Origin of the sequence: Corynebacterium sanguinis (assembly GCF_007641235.1) — a bacterium.
GTDB classification, from domain to species: domain Bacteria; phylum Actinomycetota; class Actinomycetes; order Mycobacteriales; family Mycobacteriaceae; genus Corynebacterium; species Corynebacterium sanguinis.
The window spans coordinates 974,727-999,478 of the sequence record NZ_CP038157.1; the positions used below are offsets into that span (position 1 = coordinate 974,727).

A 24,752-nucleotide genomic window follows, 5' to 3' on the forward strand; every position below is an offset into this window, starting at 1 on the left:
TTACGTGTTGCGGCGCGGCTCGTCGTCGATATCGGGGAAATCGGGCAAATCCTGTCCCAGGCCGTGCTCGCGGTCGAACTGCGCCCAGAGATCGGGCTCAACGACCGTCCCGTCGAGCGAGGGCAGCCCGACGTCCGGGTCTTGTTTCGGGCCCTGCGCGCCCATGACAAGGAAGAGCGCGCCCGCGATGGCGGAAGCGATGCCGATGAACACGGCGGTCGAGCCGTCGAGGAAGACGAAGGAGCCGACGGCCACCACAATGAGCGCGCCGCCGATAGCGAAGTGTGTTGTGGGCATAGTTTCTAGGGTATCGGGTCGCGATGCGGCGTATCGGAGATGCCGCCGCGGCGCATCCGCGCCCGCGTGTTCGACCGGAACGCCGGAAATCCGTTTTTCGGGCCGCGAAAACGCGTTCCGGTCGAACAGGTAGCTACCGTCGCGTCGAGGCGCCGTCTTGTCCGGCCGTGCCAGTAGTGTTGAACTACGTATCTCGTTATCAATGAGTCGAAAGTGAGATTTGTGAGCGACACACTGGCAGTCGACGTCCTCCAACGCATCCTCATGCCTCGCAAAGGCGAGCCGCATGACGTGCGCATGCTCTACCTTCTCGAGGGCGAGCTGAACAAAGCCCGCGTCACGTGGCCCGACCGCACGACGCTGACCGTGCCGGAGGGCGCCGAGGTCTCCCTGCAGACGTATTTCAACGCCTTCCCCGCCTCCTACTGGCGCCGCTGGTCACAGCTCGGCAGCGTCGTCCTGGCCATGGAGGTCGACGGCCGCGCCACCCTCTCGGTCTACCGCTCGAAGGAGGACGGCCAGCGCATCGCCGTCACCAGCGTCGAGGCGCCGGGTGGCCGCGTCGAAATTCCGCTGGAGCTGCGCAACTTCGAGGACGGCGGCTGGCTGTGGTTCGACGTCACCGCCGAAACCGATGTCACCATCACCGACGCCGCCTGGTGCGCGCCGCACCTTCCCGGGCCGCAGCTGCTTGCCGACGGCTCCACCACGGGCCCCGAAGACAAGAAAGTCGCCGTCGGAATCCCCACGTTCAACCGCCCGCGCGACGCCGTCAACGCGCTCCACGCGCTCGCGGAGGACCCGGTGGTTCTGGCAGCCATCACCGACGTGCTCATGCCGGACCAGGGAAACCAGCACCCGTCGGATGAACCGGACTTCGCCGAGGCCGAGGAGAAACTCGGCGGCCGGCTGCGGATTTTCCCGCAGGGCAACCTGGGCGGCTCCGGCGGCTACTCGCGCATCATGTACGAGGGGGTGGGCAGCACGGATGCGCCCTACATCCTGTACATGGACGACGACATCGCGATTGAGCCGGACTCCATCCTGCGAGCCGTCCAGGCCGCCCGCTACGCGAAGAGCCCGATCCTGGTGGGTGGGCAGATGCTCAACCTGCAGAACCGTGCCCAGCTGCGCACCACGGGCGAGGCGGTGGACCGCGCGACTTTCATGTGGGGCGCCGCCCCCCACGCCGTCTACGACCACGACTTCGCCGCCTACCCGCTGGGGTACCTCGGCACCCCGGAGGAGCAGGCCAACCCGCGCAAGATCACCTCGCGCGCACTGCACCGGCGCGTCGACGTGGACTACAACGGCTGGTGGATGAACCTCTTCCCCCGCGTCGTCGCAGAGGAGCTCGGGCTGCCCCTGCCGTTGTTCATCAAGTGGGACGACACCGAGTACGCCCTGCGCGCCAAGGCCGCCGGCTACCCCACGGTGACGTGGCCGGGGGCGGCGATCTGGCACATGGCCTGGGCCGACAAGGACGACGCGATTGACTGGCAGGCCTACTTCCACGTCCGCAACCGCCTGATCGTCGCCGCCATCTACGGCCCCGACGACCCGCGCGGCATCCAGCGCAACATGTTGAAGGCCACCGCCAAGCACGCTATGTGCATGGAGTACTCCACCATGGCGATCCAGATCGAGGCGATGAAGGACTTCCTCGCCGGCCCCGACCAGCTGTTCGACATCTTGGAGAGCTCCCTGCCGCGCATCCAGGGCGTGCGCAGCAACTATTCCGATGCCCAGGTCGTCGCGTCCGCGGCCGACCTGCCCGCCGCCACCGGCGCGCCGGGCGTGCCCACCGCCAACATCGGCGGCCGGCTGGGGAAGCTGAAGAAGCTGCCGTGGGTGGCGAAGTCGCTGGTGCACCTGGCGCACAGCGAGGACCGTGAGCACTGGGAGGCGCCGCAGCTCAACCTCACCGCCGGGGAGGCGCGCTGGTTCACCCTCTCGCGCGTGGACTCCGCGACCGTGTCTACCGCCGGCGGCACCGGGGTCGCCTTCCGCAAGCGCGACAAGCAGCTTGCCGACGACCTGGTGGCGCAGACCCGGCAGCTGCACAAGGAGATCCGGCGCCGCTGGGCCGAGCTACAGCGCGAGTACACCGCCGCCAAAGCTGAGCTGACCAGCCACGACAACTGGGGGAGGATTTTCGATGAGCAAGCGTGAGGCTGACATCCTCGTCGCCGTTCAAAAGGCGCTGCTCAGCGACCGCGTCGCCGCTGGGGCACGGGCGTTGAGCCATTTCGGCGAGCACGATCTGGGCTGGCTGGCTACGGCCGGCGTTGGGGCGGGCGTCGATAAGCGAAACCGCCGTAAGTGGGCAGCGATGGCCGCGGGCACCTTCACCGCGCACGCGGTATCGGTGGTGCTCAAGCGCATCGTGCGCCGCGCGCGGCCGAGCGATCCGCGCATCACAATCGGGGTGTCCACCCCATCGCGGCTCAGCTTCCCGTCCTCGCACTCCACCTCGACGGCCGCCGCGATGGTGCACCTGGCGGACATTTCTGGCTCGAAGGTGCCGTATGTCGGCATTCCGATCATGATGCTTTCGCGTATGGTGCTTGGCGTGCATTACCCGACAGACACCTTGATCGGGTCCCTCATCGGGGCCAGGGTAGCGAAAGTGGCCATTGGCCTGGAGAAGGAGACACGGTGAGCACTGTCAACCCGACGCCTGGCCATGAAGAGCCGTTTCTGAAGTCCGAACCCCACACCGAGGGCGTCGACATCGCGCGCCAAAAGACGCCGCCGAAGAACCTCGCCGACGCGATGATCAAGGGCCTGCGGCCCAAGCAGTGGGTCAAAAACGTCCTCGTCCTCGCGGCCCCGCTCGCCGCTGGCCTCGACGGCTTGACCTCGCGCTCGCTTATCGACGTCCTCATCGCGTTCGTGGTGTTCTGCTTTGGCGCCTCCGCGATCTACCTGGTCAACGACGCGCGCGACGTCGATTCCGACCGCGAGCACCCCACCAAGCGGTTCCGCCCGATCGCCTCGGGCATGCTGCCGATCAACCTCGCGTACTCGATGGCTGTCGTGCTCATCGTCGCGGCGATCGGACTGTCTTTCCTCGCCACCGACCCCGCCCTGGCGTGGGTGATTGGCATTTATATCGTGCTGCAGCTTGGCTACTGCTTCGGCTGGAAACACATCCCCGTGATCGACATCGCGCTGGTGTCCTCCGGCTTCATGCTGCGCACCATGGCCGGCGGCGTCGCGGCAGGGATTGACCTGTCGCAGTGGTTCCTGCTGGTCGCCGCCTTCGGTTCGCTGTTCATGGCCTCCGGCAAGCGCTACGCGGAGATGCTGCTCGCGCAGGAGACTGGCGTGAAGATCCGCAAGGCACTTGAAGGCTACACGCCGACCTACCTGCGGTTTGTGTGGACTCTGTCCGCGACCGCCGTGGTGATGTCGTACGGGCTGTGGGGTTTCCAACTCGCCAACGCGATCAACGGCGCCGCGTCGATCTGGTACCAGATTTCGATGGTGCCGTTCGTCATCGCGATCCTGCGCTACGCCGCGAAGGTCGACTCCGGCCACGGCGGCGCCCCGGACGAGATCGCGCTGGAAGACCGCGTGCTCCAGCTGCTCGCCCTGGCGTGGATCCTCTGCATTGTGATGGCCGTTTACGTCATCCCTGCTCTGAGGTAGTTGCTCCCGGGGTTGCTTAACAGCCAACGGCGTTGACCGTGATTTTTGGGGCGGTGGAATGTCACGGTCAGTGGGTTACGGGGTGCAAAACCGCAGGTCGCCGATCGGCCAACGCCGTTGACTGTGACATCTCGGGCTGTGGAATGTCACGGTCAGCGGGTTACAGGGCGCAAAACCGCAGGTCACGGATTGCCGTATGGCGTTGACTGTGACATCTCGGGCTGTGGAATGTCACGGTCAGCGGGTTATGGGGTGCAAAACCGCAGGTCGCCGATCGGCCAACGCCGTTGACTGTGACATCTCGGGCTTCGGAATGTCACGGTCAGCGAGCGGCCGGCCGCAAAACCGCAGGTCACCCATCGCCCCAGGGCGTTGACTGTGACATCTCAACCGCCGAAGTGTCACACTCAACCAACACCCAGGAGCAAAACAGCGGGTCACGGATTAACCGACACCGTCCACCGTGACATCTCACCCCCCGAAACATCACACCAACCCACCAACCCTGGCCGTGATATCTTCTGCCACGCCCAAGGCCGCAGCATTCACTTTCCATGGCCAAAGACCCACTAGACTTTCAGCAATGACTCACAACGTCCGCCTCTCACTTATCGCGTCCACCGTGGTGGCGGGTGTTTTCGCGTTCTGGGGCGGATGGACGCGACGTTGGATCAGCGACGACGGCCTGATCGTGCTGCGCACCGTGCGCAACATCCTCGTTGGCAACGGCCCCGTCTTCAACGTCGGCGAGCGGGTGGAAGCGAACACGTCGACGCTGTGGCAGTACGCGATCAGCGCCGCCGCCTGGTTAACGGGCGCGCGGTTGGAAGCCGTCGCTATGTGGCTCGCACTCGCCTTCACCGTCGCCGCCTGCGCAGTAGCGACCTGGGCAACGGGCCGCTTCTGGGCGGATACGGTGTTGCCTTTTGGCGTCATCATCTACCTCGCCCTGCCCCCGGCGCGCGACTTTGCCACCTCCGGGCTGGAGTGGGGCCTATCCATCTTCTGGTTCGCGGTGTGGTGGGCGTTGTTGGTCCGGTGGGCGCGCCCGGTCGGCGGGGTGCAGTCCACGCAGGTGGGCTACTTCCTTGCCTTCTGGTGCGGGCTGTCGTGGCTGGTCAGGCCCGAACTAGCACTCTACGGCGGTGTGACGGGCATCGTGCTTTTGGCCGCGAGTCCAGGCAAGTGGTGGAGGATTTTGTTGGTGGCGATTCCGCTTCCGGCGGCCTACCAAATTTTCCGGATGGGCTACTACGGCCTTCTCACCCCGCACACCGCGGTGGCCAAGTCGGCGTCTGACTCCGCCTGGGGGCAGGGGTTTGTCTACCTGTGGGATTTCGTCGGTCCGTACGCTCTGTGGCTGGTCATTGCCGCTGTGCTGGCGATCGGCATCGTGTTGATGCGCGGCGCCCACGGTCGCGAGCGCACGATCGTGCTCCTCACGCTGGGGTGCGGTGTGGTCCACGTCCTTTACGTACTGCGTGTCGGCGGCGACTTCATGCACGGCCGCATGCTGCTGCTGCCGCTGTTTGCCCTTCTGCTGCCGGTGATGGTTGTCCCACTGACGCGCCGCATCGGTGCGGTGGTGCTGGTTGTGGCGCTGTGGGCGGGCGCAATCGTGGCAAAGTCGCACCCGTACGACCCGGACTCGCTCGCCCCAGACGGGACCTGGATTGTGGACGAACGGGGATTTTGGGCCTGGGCCACGAAACACGATCCTGGCGACGCGCCCAAGTACGCCGAGGACTTCCTTGCCTGGGAGCTGATGTCGAACTGGCCGCAGGCCCTCGAGGAGTCACACCGACTCAACGCGGCGCAGATGGAAATTGGGCAAACCGACGAGGAGCCGGCAACCTTCTTCTGGTACCCCCGCCCGCGCACGCAGGCGCAAACCGATCTGAACAACCTGCCGCTGAGCCTCTACCTGCTCAACCTTGGTATGACCAGCATGAACTCGGGCCTTGACACGCGCGTGCTCGACACCGTGGGACTGGCCACGCCGCTGGCCGCACGCATGCCCCGCGACCCGGAGGGGCGCATCGGCCACGACAAGTGGCTGCCGTTTACGTGGCAGATCGCGGACACCGCTGTGGATGTTGATGCGCTGCCGGAGGGCGTCGATAAGCAAGGCGTGCTTCAGGCGCGCGCGGCGCTGCGCACACCCGAGATCCGGGAGCTGCTGGCGTCCTCCCGCGAGCCGATGAGCCCGGGCAGGTTTGCGAAGAACATCGCCTTCGCATTAAGCGGGGGGAGGAGCCTGCAGCTTGACGACGACCCCGCGACCTATCTCGATGAGGAAACGCTGAGCAGGATAAAGGCCGGGGAAGACGTCGGCCTGCACGGCCCGCAAATCGCGTGGCCTACCCCTCGATGAGAGGGCAGGGCAACTTTACTATTGGCGCCAAACGCAACAAGTTGATAACGTCAACGTCACTATCTAGTGTCAACGCCTTAGGGGGCTCCTGTGTACGCAAGCATTTCCATCAAGCGCGCCATGATGGCGCTGCTCGTCATCGCGACGATGGCAGCGTCGATGGTTGTCGCCGCCCCGAAAGCCCACGCGGCTAACCGGGATTGGCTGCGCCCCGACGCAACCGGCACCTGCGACTGGGACCCAGTCGCTTTCTGGGTGCAGCGCTGCGACGTGTGGTCCGACTCGATGGGTCGCAACATCCCGGTCCAGATCCAGCCGGCGGCACGCGGCGGCAACGCCGGTCTTTACCTGCTCGACGGGCTGCGCGCGACGGATTACACCAACGCGTGGTTGAGCGACGTCAACGCCGCGCAGACCTACGTCGACTCCAACATCACCCTGGTGATGCCCGTCGGCGGCAAGTCCTCCTTCTACGCCGACTGGAGGGCCCCGGCGACGTACGACTTCAACAACCCGGTCGTGTACAAGTGGGAGACCTTCCTCACCTCCGAGCTGCCCGGCTATCTGCAGCAGCACTTCGGGGTCGCGCCGAACAACAACTCCATCCTCGGCCTGTCCATGGGTGGCACAGCCGCGATGAACCTCGCGGCGAAGCACCCGGATCAGTTCCGCCAGGTCCTGTCCTTCTCGGGCTACCTCGCCACAACGATCCCGGGTGGCCAGACCGCCCTGCGCCTGGCGCTTCTCGACGGTGGCGGCTTCAACATCAACGCGATGTACGGCTCGATCCTGAGCCCGGAGCGCTTTGAGAACGACCCGTTCCTGAACATGGATGGCCTGCGTAACTCGGACGTCTACGTTTCCGCGGGCGCGGCCGTGCCGGGCCCGGGTGACGCGGGTTACCTGCCGCAGCACATCGCCTCGGGCGTTGCGCTGGAGGCGTACTCGAACTTCACCACCCGCCTGTGGGGGCTGAAAGCCCGCGCCTCCGGCATCAACTTCACCGAGGTCTACACCCCGACCGGTGTGCACAACTGGGTGCAGTTCGGCAGCCAGCTCGAGGCGACGAAGCCTCGCGTCCTCGATGTCATGAACGCCTGGTAAGAAGGACCCAGATCACGCCATGAAGCCGCTCGCTGTAGTCACCGGTGCCACCTCAGGAATCGGCCGCGCCACAGCGCAGCGGCTTTGCGCTGACTACCACGTCATTGGCACAACCCGGAATCCGGAGTCGGTCTCCGACGCGATTGCCGGGGTGACCTACCTCGGCCTTGACCTGCAAGACCCTGACTCGATCGAGCGCTGCGCGGAAGAGATCCTCGCTGTGGGCACGCCCGAGGTTGTGGCCAACAACGCGGGGGAGTCGCAGTCGGGGCCGTTCGAGGAGCTGCCGCGCGAAGCGCTCGAGCGATTGTTCCAAGTCAACGTGATCGGGCACGTGGACCTTACCCAGCGCCTCGCGCCCGCAATGCGCGACGCCGGGCGCGGTCGAGTGGTTATGGTCGGTTCGATGCTGGGCAGCTTCCCGCTGGCGTACCGTTCCAGCTACGTCGCCTCCAAGGCCGCGATCAAGGGTTTCGCGCTTGCGGCGCGGCGCGAGTACTCGCCGTTCGGGGTGTGGTTTAGCGTCGTCGAGCCCGGCTCCATCGCCACGGGCCTGTCCGCGCGGCGCACGAAGTACGTCGACGAGGGCGGGCCGTTTGCCCAGGAATTTGCCAGGATGCTGCACAAGCTTGACACCAATGAGCGCTCCGGGATCAGTGCCGAGCGCGTCGCCAAGCAAATTGCTCAGGTAGTTGAGGCGGATAAGCCGAAGCCGTTCTATGCGTGCGGATCGGCAGCGTGGCTGGCGTTTCCGGTGTCGCGGCTTGTGCCTCGACAGTGGATGCTCAACCTCATCTCTCGCAAACATGCGCTTTAGTCACATTGGTTGCGGCGTGTCACACGTATAAACTCTCAAGTAAAACTTAAGCTTTCGAGTACCGTAACAAGTACACCGGTGCGACCGATTAACTCGTTGTGCATGCGTACCGGGGGAGGGGAACCCCCGGAACGGGCGCATGACGTACCTTTCACGGACCCACAAACAGGAAAAGGCAGGATATTCATGCGTGAACTTCGTTCCCCGCGTCTCACTCAGAGCCGCAACTGGCTCATCGCGGCCGCAATCCCCACCGCGCTGGTGGTCGGCGCATCCGCGGCTCCCGCTGTCGCCCAAAACAGCCTGCCGGGGCTGTCGAGCTCGGGATTCTCCGACAACATCCGCCCGTCCGACCCGCCGCAGCGCACCCCCATCGAGGTGGACAGGAATCCGCAGATCCCGGGCCTTCCCGCCGGGGTGTCGGTCGACCGCATCGAGTGGCTGACCAACCGCCGCGTCGCCGTCTTTATCAAGTCGGCGGCGATGCCGGAGCAGCTCATGCAGGTGCAGATCCTGCTCGCCCGCGACTGGCACTCCAACCCGGAGGCGACGTTCCCCGAGGTTTGGGCGCTCGACGGGCTGCGCGCGCGTGACGACGAAAACGGATGGACCATCGAGACGAACATCGAGCAGTTCTACGCCGATAAGAACGTCAACGTCGTCCTTCCTGTCGGCGGCGAATCCTCCTTCTACTCCGACTGGCAGCGCCCGAACAACGGCAAGAACTACAAGTGGGAGACCTTCCTGACGAAGGAACTCGTTCCGATCCTCGACAACGAGTTCCGCTCCAACGGCAAGCGAGCCGTGGTCGGCCTCTCCATGGGCGGCACCGCCGCGATGAACCTCGCGGAGCGCAACCCCCACCTGTTCGACTTCGTCGGCTCCTTCTCCGGCTACCTGGACACCACCACGGCGGGCATGCCCCAGGCCATTCAGGCGGCACAGATGGATGCCGGCGGGTACGACTCCCTGGCCATGTGGGGCCCTCCCGGCTCCCAGGACTGGATCGACCACGATCCCAAGCTGGGCATCGAGAACCTCAAGGACATGACGGTCTATGTCTCGGCGGGCAACGGCCGTGACGACTACGGCCAGCCGGATTCCGTGGCCAACGGCCCGGCGAACTTGGCGGGCGTCGGCCTCGAGGTGATCTCGCGCATGTCCACGCAGACCTTCCTTGACTACGCGGCGCGCACCTCAGTCAAGCCGATCGTCCACTTCCGTCCCTCGGGCGTTCACTCTTGGGAGTATTGGCAGTTCGAGATGGTCCAGGCGTGGCCGTACATCGCGGATTCGCTCGGGTTGTCCAAGGACGATCGCGGCGCAGACTGCGCGCCCATCGGCGCGATCGCCGAGGCCACCAAGTCCGGCGTCATCGGCTCGTGCGTCAACAACGAGTACGACATCGCCGGCGGTAAGGCCGAGGACTTCCGCGGCGGTACCGCGTACTGGACTCCGGACACCGGGGCGCACGCGCTTTTCGGCGCTATCCTGGCCAAGTACAACAGCCTCGGTGGCCCGCAGGGCTGGCTCGGCTTCCCCAAGACCGGCGAGATGACCACCCCGGACGGGGTGGGGCGCTACGTCCACTTCCAGAACGGCTCGATCTACTGGACCCCGTCCACCGGTGCGTACGCCATCCCTGGCGACATGTTCACCGCGTGGGGCGAGAACGGCTACGAGCGCGGCGACCTGGGTTACCCGGTCGCGGAGTCCCAGCAGATCGGCGACGGCTACGTGCAGAAGTTCCAAAATGGCTACCTCACCCGGAACCCGGATGGCAGCCACAACATTCTCCACGGTGCGATCGGCGCGAAGTACGGCAAGATGAACACCGCCGCCTCCCCGCTCGGGTACCCGAGGAGCAACGAGAGGAAGATCAACGGCGGCGTCTACCAGGAGTTCCAGAACGGCAACTTCTACTGGTCGCCGGAAACCGGCGCACACGTGATCTACTACGGCGCGATCTTCGACGAGTGGGGCAAGAACAGCTGGGAGCAGGGCCGCTTCGGCTGGCCGGTCTCCGACCAGCGCGACATCCCCGCCGGCGGGCGCACCATCGACTTCCAGAACGGGTCGCTCGATGAGATCAACGGCCGCGTTGTAGAGCGGATGCGCTAGGGCATGAAACATCTTCTTGCAGCCGCCGCGATCTCGGCGGCTTGTGCCCTTACCGCGTGCGGGTCCAGCACCGTGGACAGCTCGGAGGTGACGTCGGTGCAGACGTCGTCAAGCATGCCTGCGACGACGACCGAGTCCACCGAAACGACGGCGACCACGTCGACGACGACCACCTCTGCTGCCCCGCGCCCCGCCGCGCCGGCCCCGGGTGCAGACGTGCCCGCCCAGGAAGTTGAGTCTGTGCCGGAGCAGGGCCCGGCGTTCACCCCTGAGGAAGACGCCTACCTGGAAGCGCTCAGGAACCAGGGCATCAACGTCCACGGGGTTGAAGCCCAACTCACAGCCACTGGGGTTAGTGTCTGCGACGGAAGTACCATCACTCGTGACGCGGTAGCCGGGCAGCTCATCGAGCAGCGTCGCACCGAGCTCGCCCCCGACGACGTCTCTACGCTTATCGACGACTCCGCGCACGAGCACCTGTGCTAGCTCACGCTAGCCGCCTCTTTTAAGGAGCATTTGTGCGCAAGCTGTTAATCGTCGTCTCCGTCGTCATTGTGGTGATCCTCATCGCGATGGGCATCGCCCAGTGGCGCTCCGGTGAGGGGCCGACCTTGCCGGAGCCGCCGATTGCGTTGCCGACCGACGACTCGCCGGAGCCACCCGCGGAACCCGAGTGGTGCCCCGCGGTGCAGTTCGTCTCGATTCCGGGCACGTGGGAGAGCTCGCCTGACGACGACCCGTTCAACCCGCAGGCGAACCCCTACAGCTTCATGCTCTCGATCAGCCGACCTCTCCAGGAGGCCTACGACATCGGGCAGGTGCGCGTGTGGACGACCCCGTACACCGCGCAGTTCCGCAACATCCAGTCGAAACAGGGCCGCCAGGAGATGACCTACGACCAGTCCCGCGAGGAAGGCACGGTGCGCACCAACGGCGAGCTCGAGTTCGTCAACGCCACCTGCCCCAGCACGAAGTTCATCATCGCCGGGTTCTCCCAGGGCGCGGTGATCGCCGGCGACATTGCTAACCAGATTGGCACGCGTAACCACCCGGTGCCGCCGGAGAAGCTGCTCGGTGCGGTGATGATCGCTGACGGGCGCCGGGAAAACGGTGTGGGCATAAATCCCGGCGGCGAGCTTCCGGGCGTTGGCGCGGAGATCGCGCTGCAACCCGTCCAGGGGGTTGTCGGGGCGGTGACCCCGGGTGCGACGATGCGCGGGCCGCGCCCGGGCGGCTTCGGCGAGGTCTCCGACTGGGCGTTTCAGATCTGCGCGCCCGACGACTCCATCTGCGACGCGCCCCAGGATATCGGCACTTTGATTGCCCGCGCGGGCGACTTGATGCTGGCTAACGGCACGCACGCGATGTACGCGTCCAACCCCAATGTGATCGACGGCACTACGGCTCCGCAATGGACGGTAGATTGGGCGCGTGGCGTGATCGACGAGGAGTTGCGCTCAAGGTAACAATTTTGATAACGAAACTATATAGTAATGGGTCTACACACCCCGCCCGCCGAAACTCACGCAAAGGAGTCCCATGGATCTCGGAGTCATCATCCAGCGCTTCATCGACGAAGACGGAAACATCGTCCTCCCCCAAAACTTCACCATCCCGGCACTGACCGAGATGCTGTACTTCATGGGTGCCCAGATGGGCAACATCGATGACACCAACATCCGCTACTGGGATTACTCCGAGAGTGCGGAGGGCACGGTTGTTGAATACTCCCGCCGCGAGGTCAACACTCGCATCAAGGCCGTGGCCGCGCGTCTCATGCAGGTCGGCGAGCCCGGCGATCGCGTCGCCATCCTGGCGTCGAACTCCCCGGAGTACCTGTTCGGCTTCATGGGGGCGATGTACGCCAGCCAGGTCCCGATCCCGCTCTATGACCCCAACGAGCCGGGACATGGCGAGCACCTCAAGGCCGTGCTCGCGGATTCGGCTGCGAAAACCGTCCTGACGAACAAGGCGGGCGCGCCTGCCGTGCGCGCCTTTTTTGCGGACCTGCCGGCGGCCGAACGCCCCCGAATTCTCTTGGTGGATTCGTTGCCGGACTCGCTCGCCGAGTCGTGGGAGCCGCTGGAGACGGCGGAGGGCACCGATACCGCGCTGGATACTTCGTTTTTGCAGTACACCTCGGGGTCAACCCGCATGCCGGCGGGCGTGGTGTTGACTAATGAGTCAATTGTCACCAACGTGATCCAGATTTACACCGCCGGCAAGCTCAAGCAGCCGCTGCGTGGCGCGATCTGGCTGCCTTTGCACCACGACATGGGCATTATCGTGTCGATGCTGCTCGTCGTGCTGGGCAACGAGGTTGAACTAATGGCCCCGCGTGACTTCATCCAGCAGCCGAAGCGCTTCATCAAACAGCTGGCACGCCGCGCAGACGAGCCCAACGACATGCACGTCTACTCGGTGATCCCAAACTTCGCCCTCGACGTCGCCGCACGCTACGCCCCGGTCACCGAATCGGACGACATTGACCTGTCCGGCGTCGAGGGGCTGATCATCGGCTCCGAGTCCGTCACCCAGGCCGGTGTGGACACGTTCATGGCGGCCTTCGAGCCTGCCGGTATGCGCCGCGACTCGCTTCGTCCCGGCTACGGCCTGGCCGAGGCGACGCTGATTGTCACGCTCGCCGACGAGCCGCGGTTTACCAGGTTTGACCGCGAGCAGCTCGCCCTGGGCCGCGCCGTGGAAGCCGAAGATGGCCTGGCCATGGCCTCGACCGGCCACCCGGTGCGCTGGATGGACTTTGCGATCGTCGACCCGGAAACCCGCAACGAGCTCGAGGACGGCTCCATCGGCGAGATCTGGATCCACGGCGCCAACGTTGCCGGGGGCTACCTCGACCGCGAGGAAGAAACCAAGGATTCCTTCGACAACTCCATCAACGAGACGCTGCGCGAGGGCCTGCTGCGCGACTCGTGGCTTGCCACCGGTGACCTGGGCACCATCTACGACGGCGAGGTCTACATCACCGGCCGTCTCAAGGAGCTGGTGGTTGTCGCCGGGCGCAACCACTACCCGCAGGACATCGAAGCCACCGTGATGGAGGCCACCGACCACGTCCGGGCGGACTCGGTCGCGGCCTTCGCGGTTCCGGGCGAGGACGTTGAGCGCCTGGTGCTGTTCGTCGAGCGCGCCGACGGCGCCTCACCCGAAGGCGACCTCGCTGCGGAAGACTCCATTCGCGCCGCGGTGACCACCAAGCATGGTGTGTCGCCCGATGTGGTGGAGTTTTACGCCCCGAATGAGATTGCGCGCTCGTCCTCCGGCAAGATTGCCCGCCGCGTGAACATGCAGAAGTACCTCAACCGATAGAAAGAAGCGAGGAGCGATAGGCTCAATGCTTATGAACGAAACTGAGCTGATCACCTGGTTGCGCGAGTGGGTTGCCCAGACCACGGGAGCCGACATCGCCGACATCGACCCGGCCAAGCCCATGCAAACGTTCGGCTTGTCCTCGCGCGACGCTGTGATCATGTCGGGTGAGCTGGAGAATCTGCTTGGCACGCGGATCGATCCGACGATCGCTTACCAGTACCCGACGATCGCTTCGTTGGCTGCCGCGCTGACCGCGCAGAAGACCCCGGACGCTCCGCAGTATCAGGCCGCGCGCAATCGCGCGGATCATTCACCGGGCACCCGCGACATCGCCATCGTCGGCACCGCGGGCCGCTTCCCCGGCGCGGACAGCGTCAGCGAGTTTTGGCAGCTGCTTATCGACGGCCAGGTGACCACCGGACCCCTGCCCGAGGGGCGCTGGTCGGAGTACCTGGCCGACCCCCTCATGCGCACCAAGCTGGAGGACGAAAGCACCGCCGGCGGGTATTTGAGCGACATCGCGTCCTTCGACAACGAAATGTTCGGTCTCAGCCCGCTCGAGGCCGAGAACATGGACCCGCAGCAGCGCATCATGCTGGAGCTGGCGTTCGAGGCGCTCGAGGACGCGCACATTCCCGCCAGCTCCCTGCGGGGTGCCCCCGTCGGGGTGTTCGTCGGTTCCTCGAACAACGATTACGGCCTTCTCATGTCCTCGGACCCCACCACGGCGCACCCCTACGGACTGACGGGCGCGTCCTCGGCGATCATCCCGAACCGTATCTCCTACGCCTTTGATTTCCGCGGACCCTCTGTCAGCGTGGACACGGCCTGCTCGGCGTCGTTGGTGTCCACCCACCACGCGGTCCGCGCGCTGCGCGACGGGGAGTGCGACGTCGCCCTTGCCGGTGGTGTCAACATCATGGCCAGCCCGCACGCGTCGCTAATGTTCTCCGAGCTCGGGGTGATTTCCCCGACCGAGCGCATCCACGCGTTTTCCGCCGATGCCGATGGCATCGTGCGCTCGGAGGCCGCCGGGTTCCTCGTGCTCAAGCGCGTTGACGACGCGATGAACGACGGCGACACAATCTACGGTGTGATCAAGGGCTCGGCCACCAACTCCGACGGGCACTCCAACGGGCTGACCGCACCGAACCCGGAGGCCCAGGTCGATGTCCTGCGCCGCGCGTACGCGGATGCGGGCATCGACCCGGCCACGGTCGATCTCGTCGAGGCGCACGGCACCGGCACAATCCTCGGCGACCCGATTGAGGCCACCGCCCTCGGAGCCGTGCTCGGGCAAAAGCGCACGAACGCCGCCCCGCTGCTGCTCGGCTCCGCGAAATCGAACATCGGCCACTCCGAGTCCGCCGCGGGCGCAGCCGCCCTGATCAAGGTGGTCGAAGCACTCAAGAACGACGCCATCCCGGCGTCGGTGAACTACACCGCCCCGAACGAGTACGTCGATTTCGACGCCGCCCACATCGAGGTGGTCCAGGACCCGCGCGAGTGGCCGCGCTACTCGGGCCGCCGCATCGCGGGCGTGTCCGGCTTCGGCTTCGGCGGTACAAACGCCCACGTTGTGGTGAGTGACTTCGACCCCGCCGATTACTCCTCGGAACCTGTTTCGACGCCAGCTGAGCTTGTCGGCGCCCACAGCGACAGCGCCGCGGTCGCCCTGCCGGTCTCCGGCCACCTGCCGTCGCGACGCAAAGATGCTGCGGCCGCTCTGGCTGACTATCTTGAGGGCCGCAAGGACGCGGACCTCGTGCCCGTGGCGCGCTCGCTGGCAAAGCGCAACCACGCTCGCTCCGCCGCGGTCGTGCAGGCGGCGAGCATCGCAGAAGCCGTCAAGCGGCTGCGCCAGGTGGCGGAGGGCAAGACCGGGCCGGGCATCGCTGTGGCCGATTCCCCGGCGCCCGTCGGCCCGGTGTTCGTCTACTCCGGATTCGGCTCGCAGCACAGGCTGATGGCGAAGAAGCTCGTGGAGATCTCCCCGCTGTTCCGCCGCCGTCTGGAGCAGCTCGACCAGGTGGTCACGTTCGAGTCCGGCTGGTCCCTGATGGACCTGATCACCGACGACGAAAAGACCTACGACACCGAAACCGGCCAGGTGGCGATCACCGCGATCCAGGTCGCGCAGACGGACCTTTTGGCCAGCTTTGGTATCACCCCGGCCGCCACGATGGGCATGTCAATGGGCGAGATGGCCGCGGCCTATGGCGCGGGCGGGTTAACGGGTGAAGAGGCCGTGCGCATCGCGTGCCACCGTGCCCGTTTGATGAACGAGGGCGTGGAGCAGATCGCCGGCACCGATGCCGAGGGTGCGATGGCCGTCGTCGAGCTCGGGTGCGAGGAGCTTGCCGAGTTCGTGCGCACCCACCCCGAGGCCGAGGGCGTGGAGCCCGCGGTCTATGCCGGACCCGGCATGACCACTGTGGGCGGGCCCGCAAAGGCGGTCGACGTGCTGGTTGGTGCACTTGAGGCCGAGGAGAAGTTCGTCCGCAAACTGCAGGTCAAGGGCGCGGGACACACAAGCATGCTTGATCCCATTATGGGCGAACTCGCCGGTGAGCTCGCCGGGTTGACCGGCCAGCCGCTGCGCGTGCCCCTGTACTCCTCCGTGGACCGCGGCGTGGTGTACGCCGCCGGCGAGACGGTGCACAACGACGAGTACTTCCTGCGCATGACCCGCCAACCCGTCTTCTTCCAGGACGCCACGGAAGCGGCCCTGCGCGCCGGGCACACCACGTTTGTTGAAATCGCCCCGAACCCGGTGGCCGTGATAGGCATGATGAACACCGCGTTTAGCGCGGGCAAGCCGGACGTTCAGCTTCTGTTCTCCACCAAACGCAAGGTCGATGAGGTTGAGTCGCTGCGTGATCTAGCGGCCAAGCTCTACGTCCAGGGCGTGCCCGTGGACTTCACCGGCTTCTACGGTCCGGGTCCGCTTCTTGCCGCACCCGCGACGACGATGAAGCGCAACCGCCTGTGGACCTCCGCGCGCCCGCTGTCCGGCAGCGCGTCGCTGTTGGGCACCAAGGTCGCACTGCCCGACGGCAAGGTGGCGTACGCGGTGCAGGCCGACCAGGTCTACAGCCCGCACCAGCTCATCGAGGCCGTGGCGGAGCAGGTCAGCCCGGGCGCGAGCGTTGTGGCCACCCAGGAGCACGGGGTCCTGCCCGCGCACGGCGAGCTGACCACGATCGCGGCGCACTCCCTCGGCGGCACCAGCGTTTCCGTCTACAGCGGTGACACGCTGCTCGTAGAAGGCTTCGCTACCACGCTCGATCTGGCGGGCCCGCGCTCGCCGCAGGGTGTGGCCGAGGTCGCCGAGCCCGCCGAGGCAGCACCGCTGCGCAGCGTCGAGGAGGTCGACGCCGTGCGCTGGGACCCGAGCTCGGGTGAAACGGTGGCGCAGCGCCTGCGCGCGATCGTCTCCGAGACGATGGGCTACGACGCCGATGACCTGCCCGACGAGCTGCCGCTGATCGACCTCGGGTTGGATTCGCTCATGGGCATGCGCATTAAAAACCGCGTCGAAAACGACTTCCAGATTCCACCGCTGCAGGTGCAGACGCTTCGCGACGCCTCCGTGGCCGACGTGGTCCGCATCGTCGAGCAGGCCGTCGCCGGCAACAGCGACGCCCCGCAGCCGCGCCCCGACAACTCGCCGACCCGCGACGTCGCTTCCGAGGTGGCCAAGGCCGAGGCCGCCGGGACAACTGGGGTGGGCGTTGCTCCGCGCGACGCCTCCGAGCGCATGGTGTTCGGCGCCTGGGCGAAGTACGCCGGCGCAGCTGCTGCCGGTGTGACCTCCCCGCTGCCGGCAATCGACGACGCCGTCGCCGCCGAGATCGCCGCGCACCTGTTCGAGCGCTCCGGCATCGAGGTCACCGCGGCCGAGGTCAGCGCTGCGGAAACGCTCGAGACCCTGGCCAACAAGGTCCGCGAGGGCCTGGAAACGCCCGTGGATGGCAACGTGCGGGTGTTCCGGGAGCGTGGTCAGGGCGTCGATAAGCCAAGCGTGTTCGTCTTCCACCCGGCCGGGGGATCGAGCTCGGTCTACGAGCCCTTGTCGCGCCGGCTGGCCAGCGACGTGCCCGTCTACGGCATTGAGCGGCTTGAGGGCACGCTCGAGGAGCGCGCCGCGGCCTACGTCGAGGACATTGAGCGGCTTTCCGACGGGCGCCCGGTCGTCCTCGCCGGCTGGTCCTTCGGCGGTGCTTTGGCCTATGAGGTCGCCCACCAGCTCGGCGACGACAAGGTCGCCTTCATCGCGCTGCTGGACACCACGCGGCCGTCTAATCCCGCGCCGAAGACGAAGGAGGAGACGCGCAAGCGCTGGGAACGCTACGCGCAGTTTGCCAAGGACACCTACGGGCTCGACTTCCCGGTGCCCTACGACCTGCTCGACAGCGCGGGTGAGGACGCCGTGTTGAACATGCTCGGCGAGTTCCTCGCCACCACCGACGCCTCCGCCCACGGGTTGGCTGCCGGTGTGCTGGAGCACCAGCGGGCATCGTTCGTGGACAACCAGATCCTGGGCAACCTCGACTTCGCCCGCTGGGCTGGGGTGAAGGTGCCGGTGCTGCTGTTCCGCGCGGAGCGGATGCACGAGGGCGCGATCATCCTCGAGCCGGCCTACGCCCACATTGACGAGGACGGTGGCTGGGGGGCCATCGTCGACGACCTGGAAATCGTGCATCTACCCGGAGACCACCTCGCGGTAGTCGACGAGCCGGCGGTGGGGATCGTCGGCAAGCACATGAACGATTGGATTGATAATGTCAACCGCCGCTAAGCTCGCCGACCTGCGTTCGCGCCTGGACAAGGCGCAGGACCCGGGCTCGGAGAAATCACGCAAGAGGCGCGACGACGCTGGCCAAACCACGCCGCGCCAGCGCATCAACGCGCTTTTGGACGAAGGCACCTTCGTCGAAGTCGGCGCGCTCGCTCGCACCCCCGGCGACCCGGACGCCGTCTACTCCGACGGTGTGGTCACCGGCTACGGGCGTATCGACGGCCGCCCCGTGGCCATTTACGCCCACGACAAAACCGTCTACGGCGGTTCCGTCGGCGTCACCTTCGGACGCAAAGTCACCGAGATCATGGACATGGCCATCAAGATCGGCTGCCCGGTGATCGGTATCCAAGACTCCGGCGGTGCGCGCATCCAGGACGCGGTGACGTCGCTGGCGATGTACTCGGAGATCGCGCGGCGCCAGTTCCCGCTGAGTGGTCGCTCCCCGCAGATCTCGATCATGCTGGGCAAGTCCGCCGGGGGCGCCGTGTACGCGCCGGTGACCACCGACTTCGTCGTCGCTGTCGAGGGCCAGGCCGAGATGTACGTCACGGGCCCCGCCGTGATCCGCGAGGTTACGGGGGAAAACATCAGCTCTGCCGAGCTCGGCGGAGCCTCCCAGCAGGAGCTCAACGGCAACGTCTCCGCGGTTGTCGGCAGCGAGGAGGAGGCCTTCGACTACGTCCGCGAGCTGCTGGCGCTGTTGCCCACCTCAACTTTCGACGAGGCCCCGGTGGCGTGGGCGCCCGCCGACGACGAGCTCGACGACTCCGACCTCGACACCTTCATGCCGGACGACACCAACGCCGGCTACGACATGATGGACCTGCTGGTCCAGCTTGGCGATGACGAGGACGTCGTGGAGATCCAGGCCAACTACGCCGAGAACCTCATCTGCGCCTTTGGGCGTATCGACGGCCGCACGGTCGGTTTCGTGGCGAACAACCCCATGCACTACGCCGGCTGCATCGACGCCGACGCCGCGGACAAGGGCGCGCGGTTTATCCACATCTGCGACGCTTACAACATCCCGCTCGTGTTCGTGGTGGACACCCCCGGCTACCTGCCAGGTGTGGAGCAGGAGAAGGTGGGTCTGATCCACCGCGGCGCCAAGTTTGGCTTCGCCGTGGCCGGGTCCACCGTGCCCAAGGTCGCGCTGATCGTGCGCAAGGCCTACGGCGGCGCCTACGCTGTGATGGGCTCGAAGAACCTCACCGGCGACATCAACCTGGCCTGGCCCACCGCACAGATCGCGGTGATGGGTTCAGCGGCCGCGGTAGTGATGATCCAGGGCAAGCAGCTCGCCGCCGTGGAGGACCCGGCACAGCGCGCCGCGATGAAGAAGATGTTCATGGATTTCTACGACGAAACCATGACTTCTCCCTACGTCGCCGCCGAACGCGGGTTCATCGATTCCATGATCCAGCCGTCGGAGACTAGACTTGCTCTCCGACGGGCGTTACGCCAGCTTGCTTCGAAACAGGTATTTGACCTACCCAAGAAGCACGCAATCAGCCCTCTGTAAAGAAAAACGAAAGGTTAATCATGATTTCTAGCGCACTTGACATCGCCGGCGAAGCTCTCAACTACGTCGTGTGGTTCCTATCCGGCCTGTCCTCGGGTGACCCGCTATACGCGTGGGGCTCCAGCTTCAAGTAAGCCAGGTTACGACCCTCGAAAGCGGGGCACTGACGGCGGCTACCGCCCGTTGGTGCCCCGCTTTGGGTTTCATTGGGGCGAGCGCGGTGTGGAACCTCACCGTAATCGGCTGCGCTGAAAAATGGGGCTAACACCTACCGGCGCTTCTGCGCGAGGGCGACGACGCCGCGCCAGCCCAGCATGAGCAGCGCCGACATGGACGACGCCACGATGACGAAGGACCAGTGGGGGAGCTTATCGCGGTAGAAGCCCCAGATGATCAGGCCGACGACGAGGGTGATCAGCCAGATCAGCCAGCCGCGGTTTTCGCGGGTAATCAGCCAGGCGAGGGCGACGCCGACGGCGAAGGGGAGGAAAGTCTCCAGCCAACCTGCGAAGTTGAACTTCATCTCCTCCGTCTGGTGGGCGGCGCGGGCCAGGAGTGCGAAGGCGGCGATGGCGACGAAATCTGCTGCGATGGCGTAGCTCTTGCGAATCATGCTCACGAGCTTACGCGGGGCGCCGCGTCGGGCTGCGGTGCGCCGATCATGAACCCGCGCCCGGCGTAGGTGGCGAGGTAAACCACCCACCCGATCGCGGTGATCAGGGCGAAGGATACTCCGCGGTAGATGAGTGTGGCCGCGGTGGCGTCGACAAGCGGGAGCCCGCCGGCCACCAGGGTGCCCGCGGCGATTGCTTCGACGGTGCCCACTCCGCCGGGGGTGACCTGGGCGGCGCCGACGAGTTTGGTCATGACGAATGCGAGGGTGACCCCTGCCAGCGTGGTTTGGTTCAGTCCGGGGTTGCTCAGCGGTACCTCCCCGCTGGTGGCCCAGACGGAGAAGTACAGCACCGCGAGGTCGAAAAGGCGGTTGAGCAGAGTGAGCAGGGCGGTCAGAGCGAAGCGCCCGGCGGACATGCGGATGCGCGAGACCTCGTCGATCACGGAGATGAGCTTGCCGCGCACGCGCTCGGGAACGTAGCGCACCCACTTTTTTAGAAGCTCGGGGTTGCGGGTTGCCCAGTAGAGGGCCAGCGTCGTACCGACCGCGACGGCGAGTGAGACTCCTAGCGCCGCCAGCGAGAGAGAGGCCCCGAGAAAAATCACCGCGGCGATGCCGATGAGGACGAGCCAGACCGTGGACAGGGCCCCAGAGACGACGAAGAACCAGCCGCACACACCCGCGCTCGCGCCCCAGGAGCGCTGCACCCGAAACGTCAGCCACGCCGAGACGGCGGGGCCTCCCGGGATGGAGGTGGACCAGGCGTTTGAGGCTAAAGTGATGGCGCTGGCCTGGGGGAGGTGTGCGACGGGCCGCTCCACGTTGATCAGCAACTGCATGACGGCGGCCATGCACACGATCGACAGCAGCGCGCACGCGATGGCGACGGCGACGGGGGCGGCAGGGGCGTCGGCAAGCGCGCGGGCCGCCTCGCCGATAAACGAAAGCTCGTCGCGGAACACCAACGCGAGGAGCACGAGCACCGCGAGCGGGGCCAGCCACCTGACCCACCGCCACACTTGCGAGCGCACGGGTTAGCGACCGTCGCCGTGTTCGTCGTTAAGCCGCCTCATCAGCTCCTGGAAGGGGATGAGCTCGCGGTCGTCTGCAACGGACCTGCCGCCGCGCGCGGGTTGGTTGTCCACCACGGTGTCGGCGACTGCGATGTCACCATTGTGCAGCTCGGTGTGCGCGGCCTCCAGCGCGAGGGGCGCGAGGGCCGGGGAAAGGGCGTTCGCGCCGGCGGGGACGTGCTCGGAGTGTTCGCCGATCCGTGCGTAGACGCGCTTGACCCAGCGCGGGGCCCACCAGTTGTCCTCGCGCAGCAGGTGCATCACGGCGGGCACGAGGAGCAGGCGGATCACGGTGGCGTCGAGCGCGAGGGAGAAGATCATGCCGAAGGCGATGTACTTCATCATCACGATCTCGCTCATGGCAAATGCGGCGGCGACGACGATCATGATGGCAGCCGCGGCGGTGATGATCCCGCCGGTGCGCGCTGTGCCGTAGGCGATCGCGCCGTCGGTCGAGGCGTTGTTGTGGCGGGCCTCGACCATGCGCGAGAGCAGGAAGACCTCGTAGTCGGTGGACAGGCCGTAGAGGATGGCAATGATGAGCACCAGCACCGGGCTCATCAACGGCCCCGGGGTGAAGTCGAGCAGCCCCGCGCCGACGCCGTCGACGAAGACGAGGGTGAGGAAGCCCAGGGTCGCGCCGATGCCGAGCAGGTTCATGATCACGGCCTTCGCCGGCAGGATCATCGAGCCGAACAGCAGCGCCATGAGGATAAACGTCGCGGCGACCATATAAAGCGCCATCCACGGCAGGCGCGCGAGCAGCGCCTCGATGGACTCGACCTCCATCGCGGGTGTGCCCGAGACGTACAGCTCAACGCCCTCCGGGGCTTCAATCGCGCGCATTTGCTTGACGACGTCCGCCCCACCGTTGCGGTCCTCAAGCGGCGCCGACAGGATCGTCGTCCCGTCCTGCGTCGGGTGCGAGGGAGCAAGCGGTTTTGCCAGGCCGGTGATCTGGCGCGCCTGCATGACGACGTCGACAAGTTGCTGGTTATCCGCACCGGTGACCACGATCTTGACGGGGTCGGTGCGGAAGGCGGGGAAGGAGGTGTTGAAATCGTCCTGGGCCTGGCGGGTTTCCTGGCTCGGAGGCAGGTAGGTTTCGTTGATGCCGCCGAAGGTGATGCCGACCACCGGCACGGTGAGCAGGATCAGCAGCGCCGTGGTGCTCACGACAACGCCCTTAGCGTGGCGCATTGACCACCGCGGGATGCGGTACCAGACGGTGTCTTCGATGCGCCGGCCCACGCGCGCGGTTTTGCGCACCGACCACAGGTCGATGCGCCGGCCGAGGAGACCGAACAGGGAGGGCAGCACGGTGACGGAGATGACCGCGGCGAGCACCACCGCGGCGATCGCGCCGTAGGCGACCGACTTCAAAAACGCCTGCGGGAACATAAGCAGGCCCGAAAGCGCAACGCCGACCATGAGCGCCGAGAAGAACACCGTTTTGCCGGCGGTGGCTGTGGTGACCGCGACCGCCTCGTCGACGTCGAGGCCCTTGTCCAGCTCCTCGCGGAAGCGCGAGACCATAAACAGTCCGTAGTCGATCGCCAGGCCGAGGCCCAGCAGCGTGATCACCGACTGGGAGAACACGTTGACCTGCTGGAACTGCGCCAGGATAGCCAGAAGCGACAGCGACCCGGCGATGGAGAGCACGCCCACGATCAGCGGCATCGCCGCGGCGACGACGCTGCCGAAGACCCACAGGAGGATCAGCGCGACGAAGATCAGGCCGATCTTCTCGGCGCGGGCGATGTCGTCGGCCATGCCCTTGTCCAGGGCGTCGGCGACCGCGGTGGCGCCGGCGATCTCGATCTCCGCGCCGCCGGGAAGCTCAATGGCTTCAAGTGCCGGTTGAATGGTCCGGAAGTCGCGCAGGGTTTGCTCCCCGTCGCCGGCAAGCCCGATCGCTGCGAACGCCTTGGTGCCGTCCTCGGTGATCTGCTGCGGGTTGGGGGTGGCGAAGTAGCTGCTTATGCTTTCGATTTCCTCCGGGAACTGGTCCCGCAGCGCCTCGATCTGGCGGTTCGCGGCGTCGAACACCTCACCTTCGGCGACCCCGTTAGGCGAGGTCACCAGGAGGATGACGTCACCGGAGTTGTCGCGGCCGAAGGTGTCCTGCTCGATCACAGCGGCGGCGGTGGAGTCGGCGCCCGGGTCCTCCCAGCCCTCCTGCGAGAGGCGGTCGGCGAGCTTTGAGCCGAAGAGCACCTGCATCGCGATGATGATCGCGATGATCACCACGGGGATGATCTTGCGGTGGCGGTACGCGAAAGCGCCCCAGTTGTAAAACACGCGTGCTTCTCCTTACGCCTGGGCCGAGTGCGCGTTGCTGCGCTCTGTACGCTCGCCGCGCGAGCTGTGCAGCAGCGCCGTGAGCGGGCGGAAGGGCTGCAGCCAGGCGCCCTCTTCCGGGAGCTGGTCCAGGTTGACGCGCGGCAGCGGCTCGCGGAAGACTCCCGGGATGTCCTCGAGGTCGACGAAGTCGATCTCCTCGTTGATCACCGCCCACGAGGCGTGCTCGTGGAAGCCGAGGACGGTCACCGGGACGCCCTCGCTGAGCAGGTCCTCGATGGTGGACATGAAGTTCTGGCCATCCGCCGAGGCGACGACGAGCCCGCGCAGCACACCTTCGTCGCGGCGGCGCTCAATGTGGGCCAGCATGTCTTGGTCCACGTCAGAGTCGTCGCCGTTCTTCGGCTTGGCAAACACGGCGAAGCCGACGTTGCGCAGCGCCTCGACCCAGGGCCGCACGACGTCGGCGCCCTGGGCTGCGATGTTGGTGAACACGGTCGCCTCGGGCTCGACGCGCTCGCCGGTTTCGGCTGTGGCGTCTTCCGCACGCGAGATGAGCCAGCGGCCGATCGCGTCGAAGCGGGGGCGGTAGGCGGCGGTGGGGCGCCCGCCGAGGATGGCGCCGAGGCCCATGTCAAGGTTCGGCGCATCCCAGACCAGCAGGAAGCTGTCGGGGCCGGCCTGCGCGCCCGGGGTGTACGGGTGGGTCATCTCGTGGAGGTCGTGCATTCTCGTC

17 protein-coding genes are annotated in these 24,752 nt (G+C 66.1%); 12 read left to right on the forward strand and 5 right to left on the reverse strand.

All coding sequences use genetic code 11. The annotated features are described in order from the left end of the window. A complete protein-coding gene (locus tag E3227_RS04835; protein ID WP_006840429.1) occupies nucleotides 1-297 on the reverse strand; it encodes a hypothetical protein in 297 nt (98 codons plus the stop codon). A 264-nt stretch (nucleotides 298-561) separates the two neighbouring features. On the opposite strand from E3227_RS04835, the gene E3227_RS04840 reads away from it, so the two are divergent. The 12 genes from E3227_RS04840 (at nucleotide 562) to E3227_RS04895 (ending at nucleotide 20,026) form a co-directional block, all read left to right on the forward strand. Further along, nucleotides 562-2,469: a glycosyltransferase gene (locus E3227_RS04840; RefSeq protein WP_144318597.1), complete on the forward strand. Its 1,908-nt coding sequence runs from the start codon at nucleotides 562-564 to the stop codon at nucleotides 2,467-2,469. Continuing rightward, on the forward strand, nucleotides 2,456-2,959 hold the full coding sequence (locus E3227_RS04845) for a phosphatase PAP2 family protein (protein ID WP_144317728.1): 504 nt from the start codon (nucleotides 2,456-2,458) through the stop codon (nucleotides 2,957-2,959). The genes E3227_RS04840 and E3227_RS04845 overlap by 14 nt, the downstream gene beginning before the upstream one ends. Beyond that, nucleotides 2,956-3,951 (forward strand): decaprenyl-phosphate phosphoribosyltransferase, encoded by a 996-nt coding sequence (locus E3227_RS04850; RefSeq protein WP_144317729.1) that lies wholly within the window; start codon nucleotides 2,956-2,958, stop codon nucleotides 3,949-3,951. The genes E3227_RS04845 and E3227_RS04850 overlap by 4 nt, the downstream gene beginning before the upstream one ends. A gap of 583 nt (nucleotides 3,952-4,534) precedes the next feature. Then, nucleotides 4,535-6,325, forward strand: coding sequence for an arabinofuranosyltransferase AftB family protein (locus E3227_RS04855; RefSeq protein ID WP_144317730.1), 1,791 nt, complete (start codon nucleotides 4,535-4,537; stop codon nucleotides 6,323-6,325). A gap of 120 nt (nucleotides 6,326-6,445) precedes the next feature. Beyond that, nucleotides 6,446-7,429, forward strand: a complete 984-nt coding sequence (locus E3227_RS04860; RefSeq protein ID WP_006840434.1) for an alpha/beta hydrolase — start codon at nucleotides 6,446-6,448, stop codon at nucleotides 7,427-7,429. A gap of 19 nt (nucleotides 7,430-7,448) precedes the next feature. Beyond that, nucleotides 7,449-8,246 carry an SDR family oxidoreductase gene (locus E3227_RS04865; protein ID WP_144317731.1) on the forward strand — a complete coding sequence of 266 codons (798 nt, stop codon included), beginning with the start codon at nucleotides 7,449-7,451 and terminating at the stop codon, nucleotides 8,244-8,246. 186 nt (nucleotides 8,247-8,432) lie between these two features. Continuing rightward, the gene (locus E3227_RS04870; protein WP_144317732.1) at nucleotides 8,433-10,367 is read left to right on the forward strand and encodes an alpha/beta hydrolase-fold protein; all 1,935 of its coding nucleotides are present in this window, start codon (nucleotides 8,433-8,435) and stop codon (nucleotides 10,365-10,367) included. A 3-nt stretch (nucleotides 10,368-10,370) separates the two neighbouring features. Beyond that, nucleotides 10,371-10,853, forward strand: a complete 483-nt coding sequence (locus tag E3227_RS04875) for a DUF732 domain-containing protein (RefSeq protein ID WP_144317733.1) — start codon at nucleotides 10,371-10,373, stop codon at nucleotides 10,851-10,853. 32 nt (nucleotides 10,854-10,885) lie between these two features. Then, nucleotides 10,886-11,833 carry a cutinase family protein gene (locus E3227_RS04880; protein ID WP_144317734.1) on the forward strand — a complete coding sequence of 316 codons (948 nt, stop codon included), beginning with the start codon at nucleotides 10,886-10,888 and terminating at the stop codon, nucleotides 11,831-11,833. 73 nt (nucleotides 11,834-11,906) lie between these two features. Beyond that, nucleotides 11,907-13,697: a FadD32-like long-chain-fatty-acid--AMP ligase gene (locus E3227_RS04885; protein ID WP_144317735.1), complete on the forward strand. Its 1,791-nt coding sequence runs from the start codon at nucleotides 11,907-11,909 to the stop codon at nucleotides 13,695-13,697. Between the two features lie 31 nt (nucleotides 13,698-13,728). Further along, a complete protein-coding gene (gene pks13, locus E3227_RS04890) occupies nucleotides 13,729-18,501 on the forward strand; it encodes a polyketide synthase Pks13 (RefSeq protein ID WP_246062798.1) in 4,773 nt (1,590 codons plus the stop codon). Continuing rightward, nucleotides 18,485-20,026, forward strand: coding sequence for an acyl-CoA carboxylase subunit beta (locus E3227_RS04895; protein ID WP_136649042.1), 1,542 nt, complete (start codon nucleotides 18,485-18,487; stop codon nucleotides 20,024-20,026). Before pks13 ends, E3227_RS04895 begins: the two co-directional genes overlap by 17 nt. Before the next feature lie 268 nt (nucleotides 20,027-20,294). Here the strand turns inward: E3227_RS04895 and E3227_RS04900 are convergent, their stop codons facing one another. Genes E3227_RS04900 through E3227_RS04915 form a run of 4 tightly spaced genes read right to left on the reverse strand, consistent with a single transcriptional unit; the run spans nucleotide 20,295 to nucleotide 24,745 of the window. Continuing rightward, nucleotides 20,295-20,639, reverse strand: coding sequence for a DUF3054 domain-containing protein (locus tag E3227_RS04900; protein ID WP_181729992.1), 345 nt, complete (start codon nucleotides 20,637-20,639; stop codon nucleotides 20,295-20,297). Between the two features lie 2 nt (nucleotides 20,640-20,641). Further along, complete coding sequence (locus E3227_RS04905) at nucleotides 20,642-21,673, reverse strand: lysylphosphatidylglycerol synthase transmembrane domain-containing protein (protein ID WP_144317737.1); 1,032 nt, start codon at nucleotides 21,671-21,673, stop codon at nucleotides 20,642-20,644. Between the two features lie 3 nt (nucleotides 21,674-21,676). Next, nucleotides 21,677-24,016: an MMPL family transporter gene (locus tag E3227_RS04910; protein ID WP_144317738.1), complete on the reverse strand. Its 2,340-nt coding sequence runs from the start codon at nucleotides 24,014-24,016 to the stop codon at nucleotides 21,677-21,679. A 12-nt stretch (nucleotides 24,017-24,028) separates the two neighbouring features. Then, nucleotides 24,029-24,745 (reverse strand): NYN domain-containing protein, encoded by a 717-nt coding sequence (locus E3227_RS04915; protein ID WP_144317739.1) that lies wholly within the window; start codon nucleotides 24,743-24,745, stop codon nucleotides 24,029-24,031. Nucleotides 24,746-24,752 lie beyond the last annotated feature (7 nt).

What these genes read in the sequence shown, in the direction of transcription:
- E3227_RS04845 (WP_144317728.1), top strand. Translation starts at nt 2,456, where the DNA reads ATGAGCAAGCGTGAGGCTGACATCCTCGTCGCCGTTCAAAAGGCGCTG.
- E3227_RS04870 (WP_144317732.1), top strand. Translation starts at nt 8,433, where the DNA reads ATGCGTGAACTTCGTTCCCCGCGTCTCACTCAGAGCCGCAACTGGCTC.
- E3227_RS04875 (WP_144317733.1), top strand. Translation starts at nt 10,371, where the DNA reads ATGAAACATCTTCTTGCAGCCGCCGCGATCTCGGCGGCTTGTGCCCTT.
- E3227_RS04900 (WP_181729992.1), bottom strand. Translation starts at nt 20,639, where the DNA reads ATGATTCGCAAGAGCTACGCCATCGCAGCAGATTTCGTCGCCATCGCC.
- E3227_RS04885 (WP_144317735.1), top strand. Translation starts at nt 11,907, where the DNA reads ATGGATCTCGGAGTCATCATCCAGCGCTTCATCGACGAAGACGGAAAC.
- pks13 (WP_246062798.1), top strand. Translation starts at nt 13,729, where the DNA reads ATGAACGAAACTGAGCTGATCACCTGGTTGCGCGAGTGGGTTGCCCAG.
- E3227_RS04895 (WP_136649042.1), top strand. Translation starts at nt 18,485, where the DNA reads ATGTCAACCGCCGCTAAGCTCGCCGACCTGCGTTCGCGCCTGGACAAG.
- E3227_RS04840 (WP_144318597.1), top strand. Translation starts at nt 562, where the DNA reads ATGCCTCGCAAAGGCGAGCCGCATGACGTGCGCATGCTCTACCTTCTC.
- E3227_RS04855 (WP_144317730.1), top strand. Translation starts at nt 4,535, where the DNA reads ATGACTCACAACGTCCGCCTCTCACTTATCGCGTCCACCGTGGTGGCG.
- E3227_RS04915 (WP_144317739.1), bottom strand. Translation starts at nt 24,745, where the DNA reads ATGCACGACCTCCACGAGATGACCCACCCGTACACCCCGGGCGCGCAG.
- E3227_RS04860 (WP_006840434.1), top strand. Translation starts at nt 6,446, where the DNA reads ATGATGGCGCTGCTCGTCATCGCGACGATGGCAGCGTCGATGGTTGTC.
- E3227_RS04865 (WP_144317731.1), top strand. Translation starts at nt 7,449, where the DNA reads ATGAAGCCGCTCGCTGTAGTCACCGGTGCCACCTCAGGAATCGGCCGC.
- E3227_RS04835 (WP_006840429.1), bottom strand. Translation starts at nt 297, where the DNA reads ATGCCCACAACACACTTCGCTATCGGCGGCGCGCTCATTGTGGTGGCC.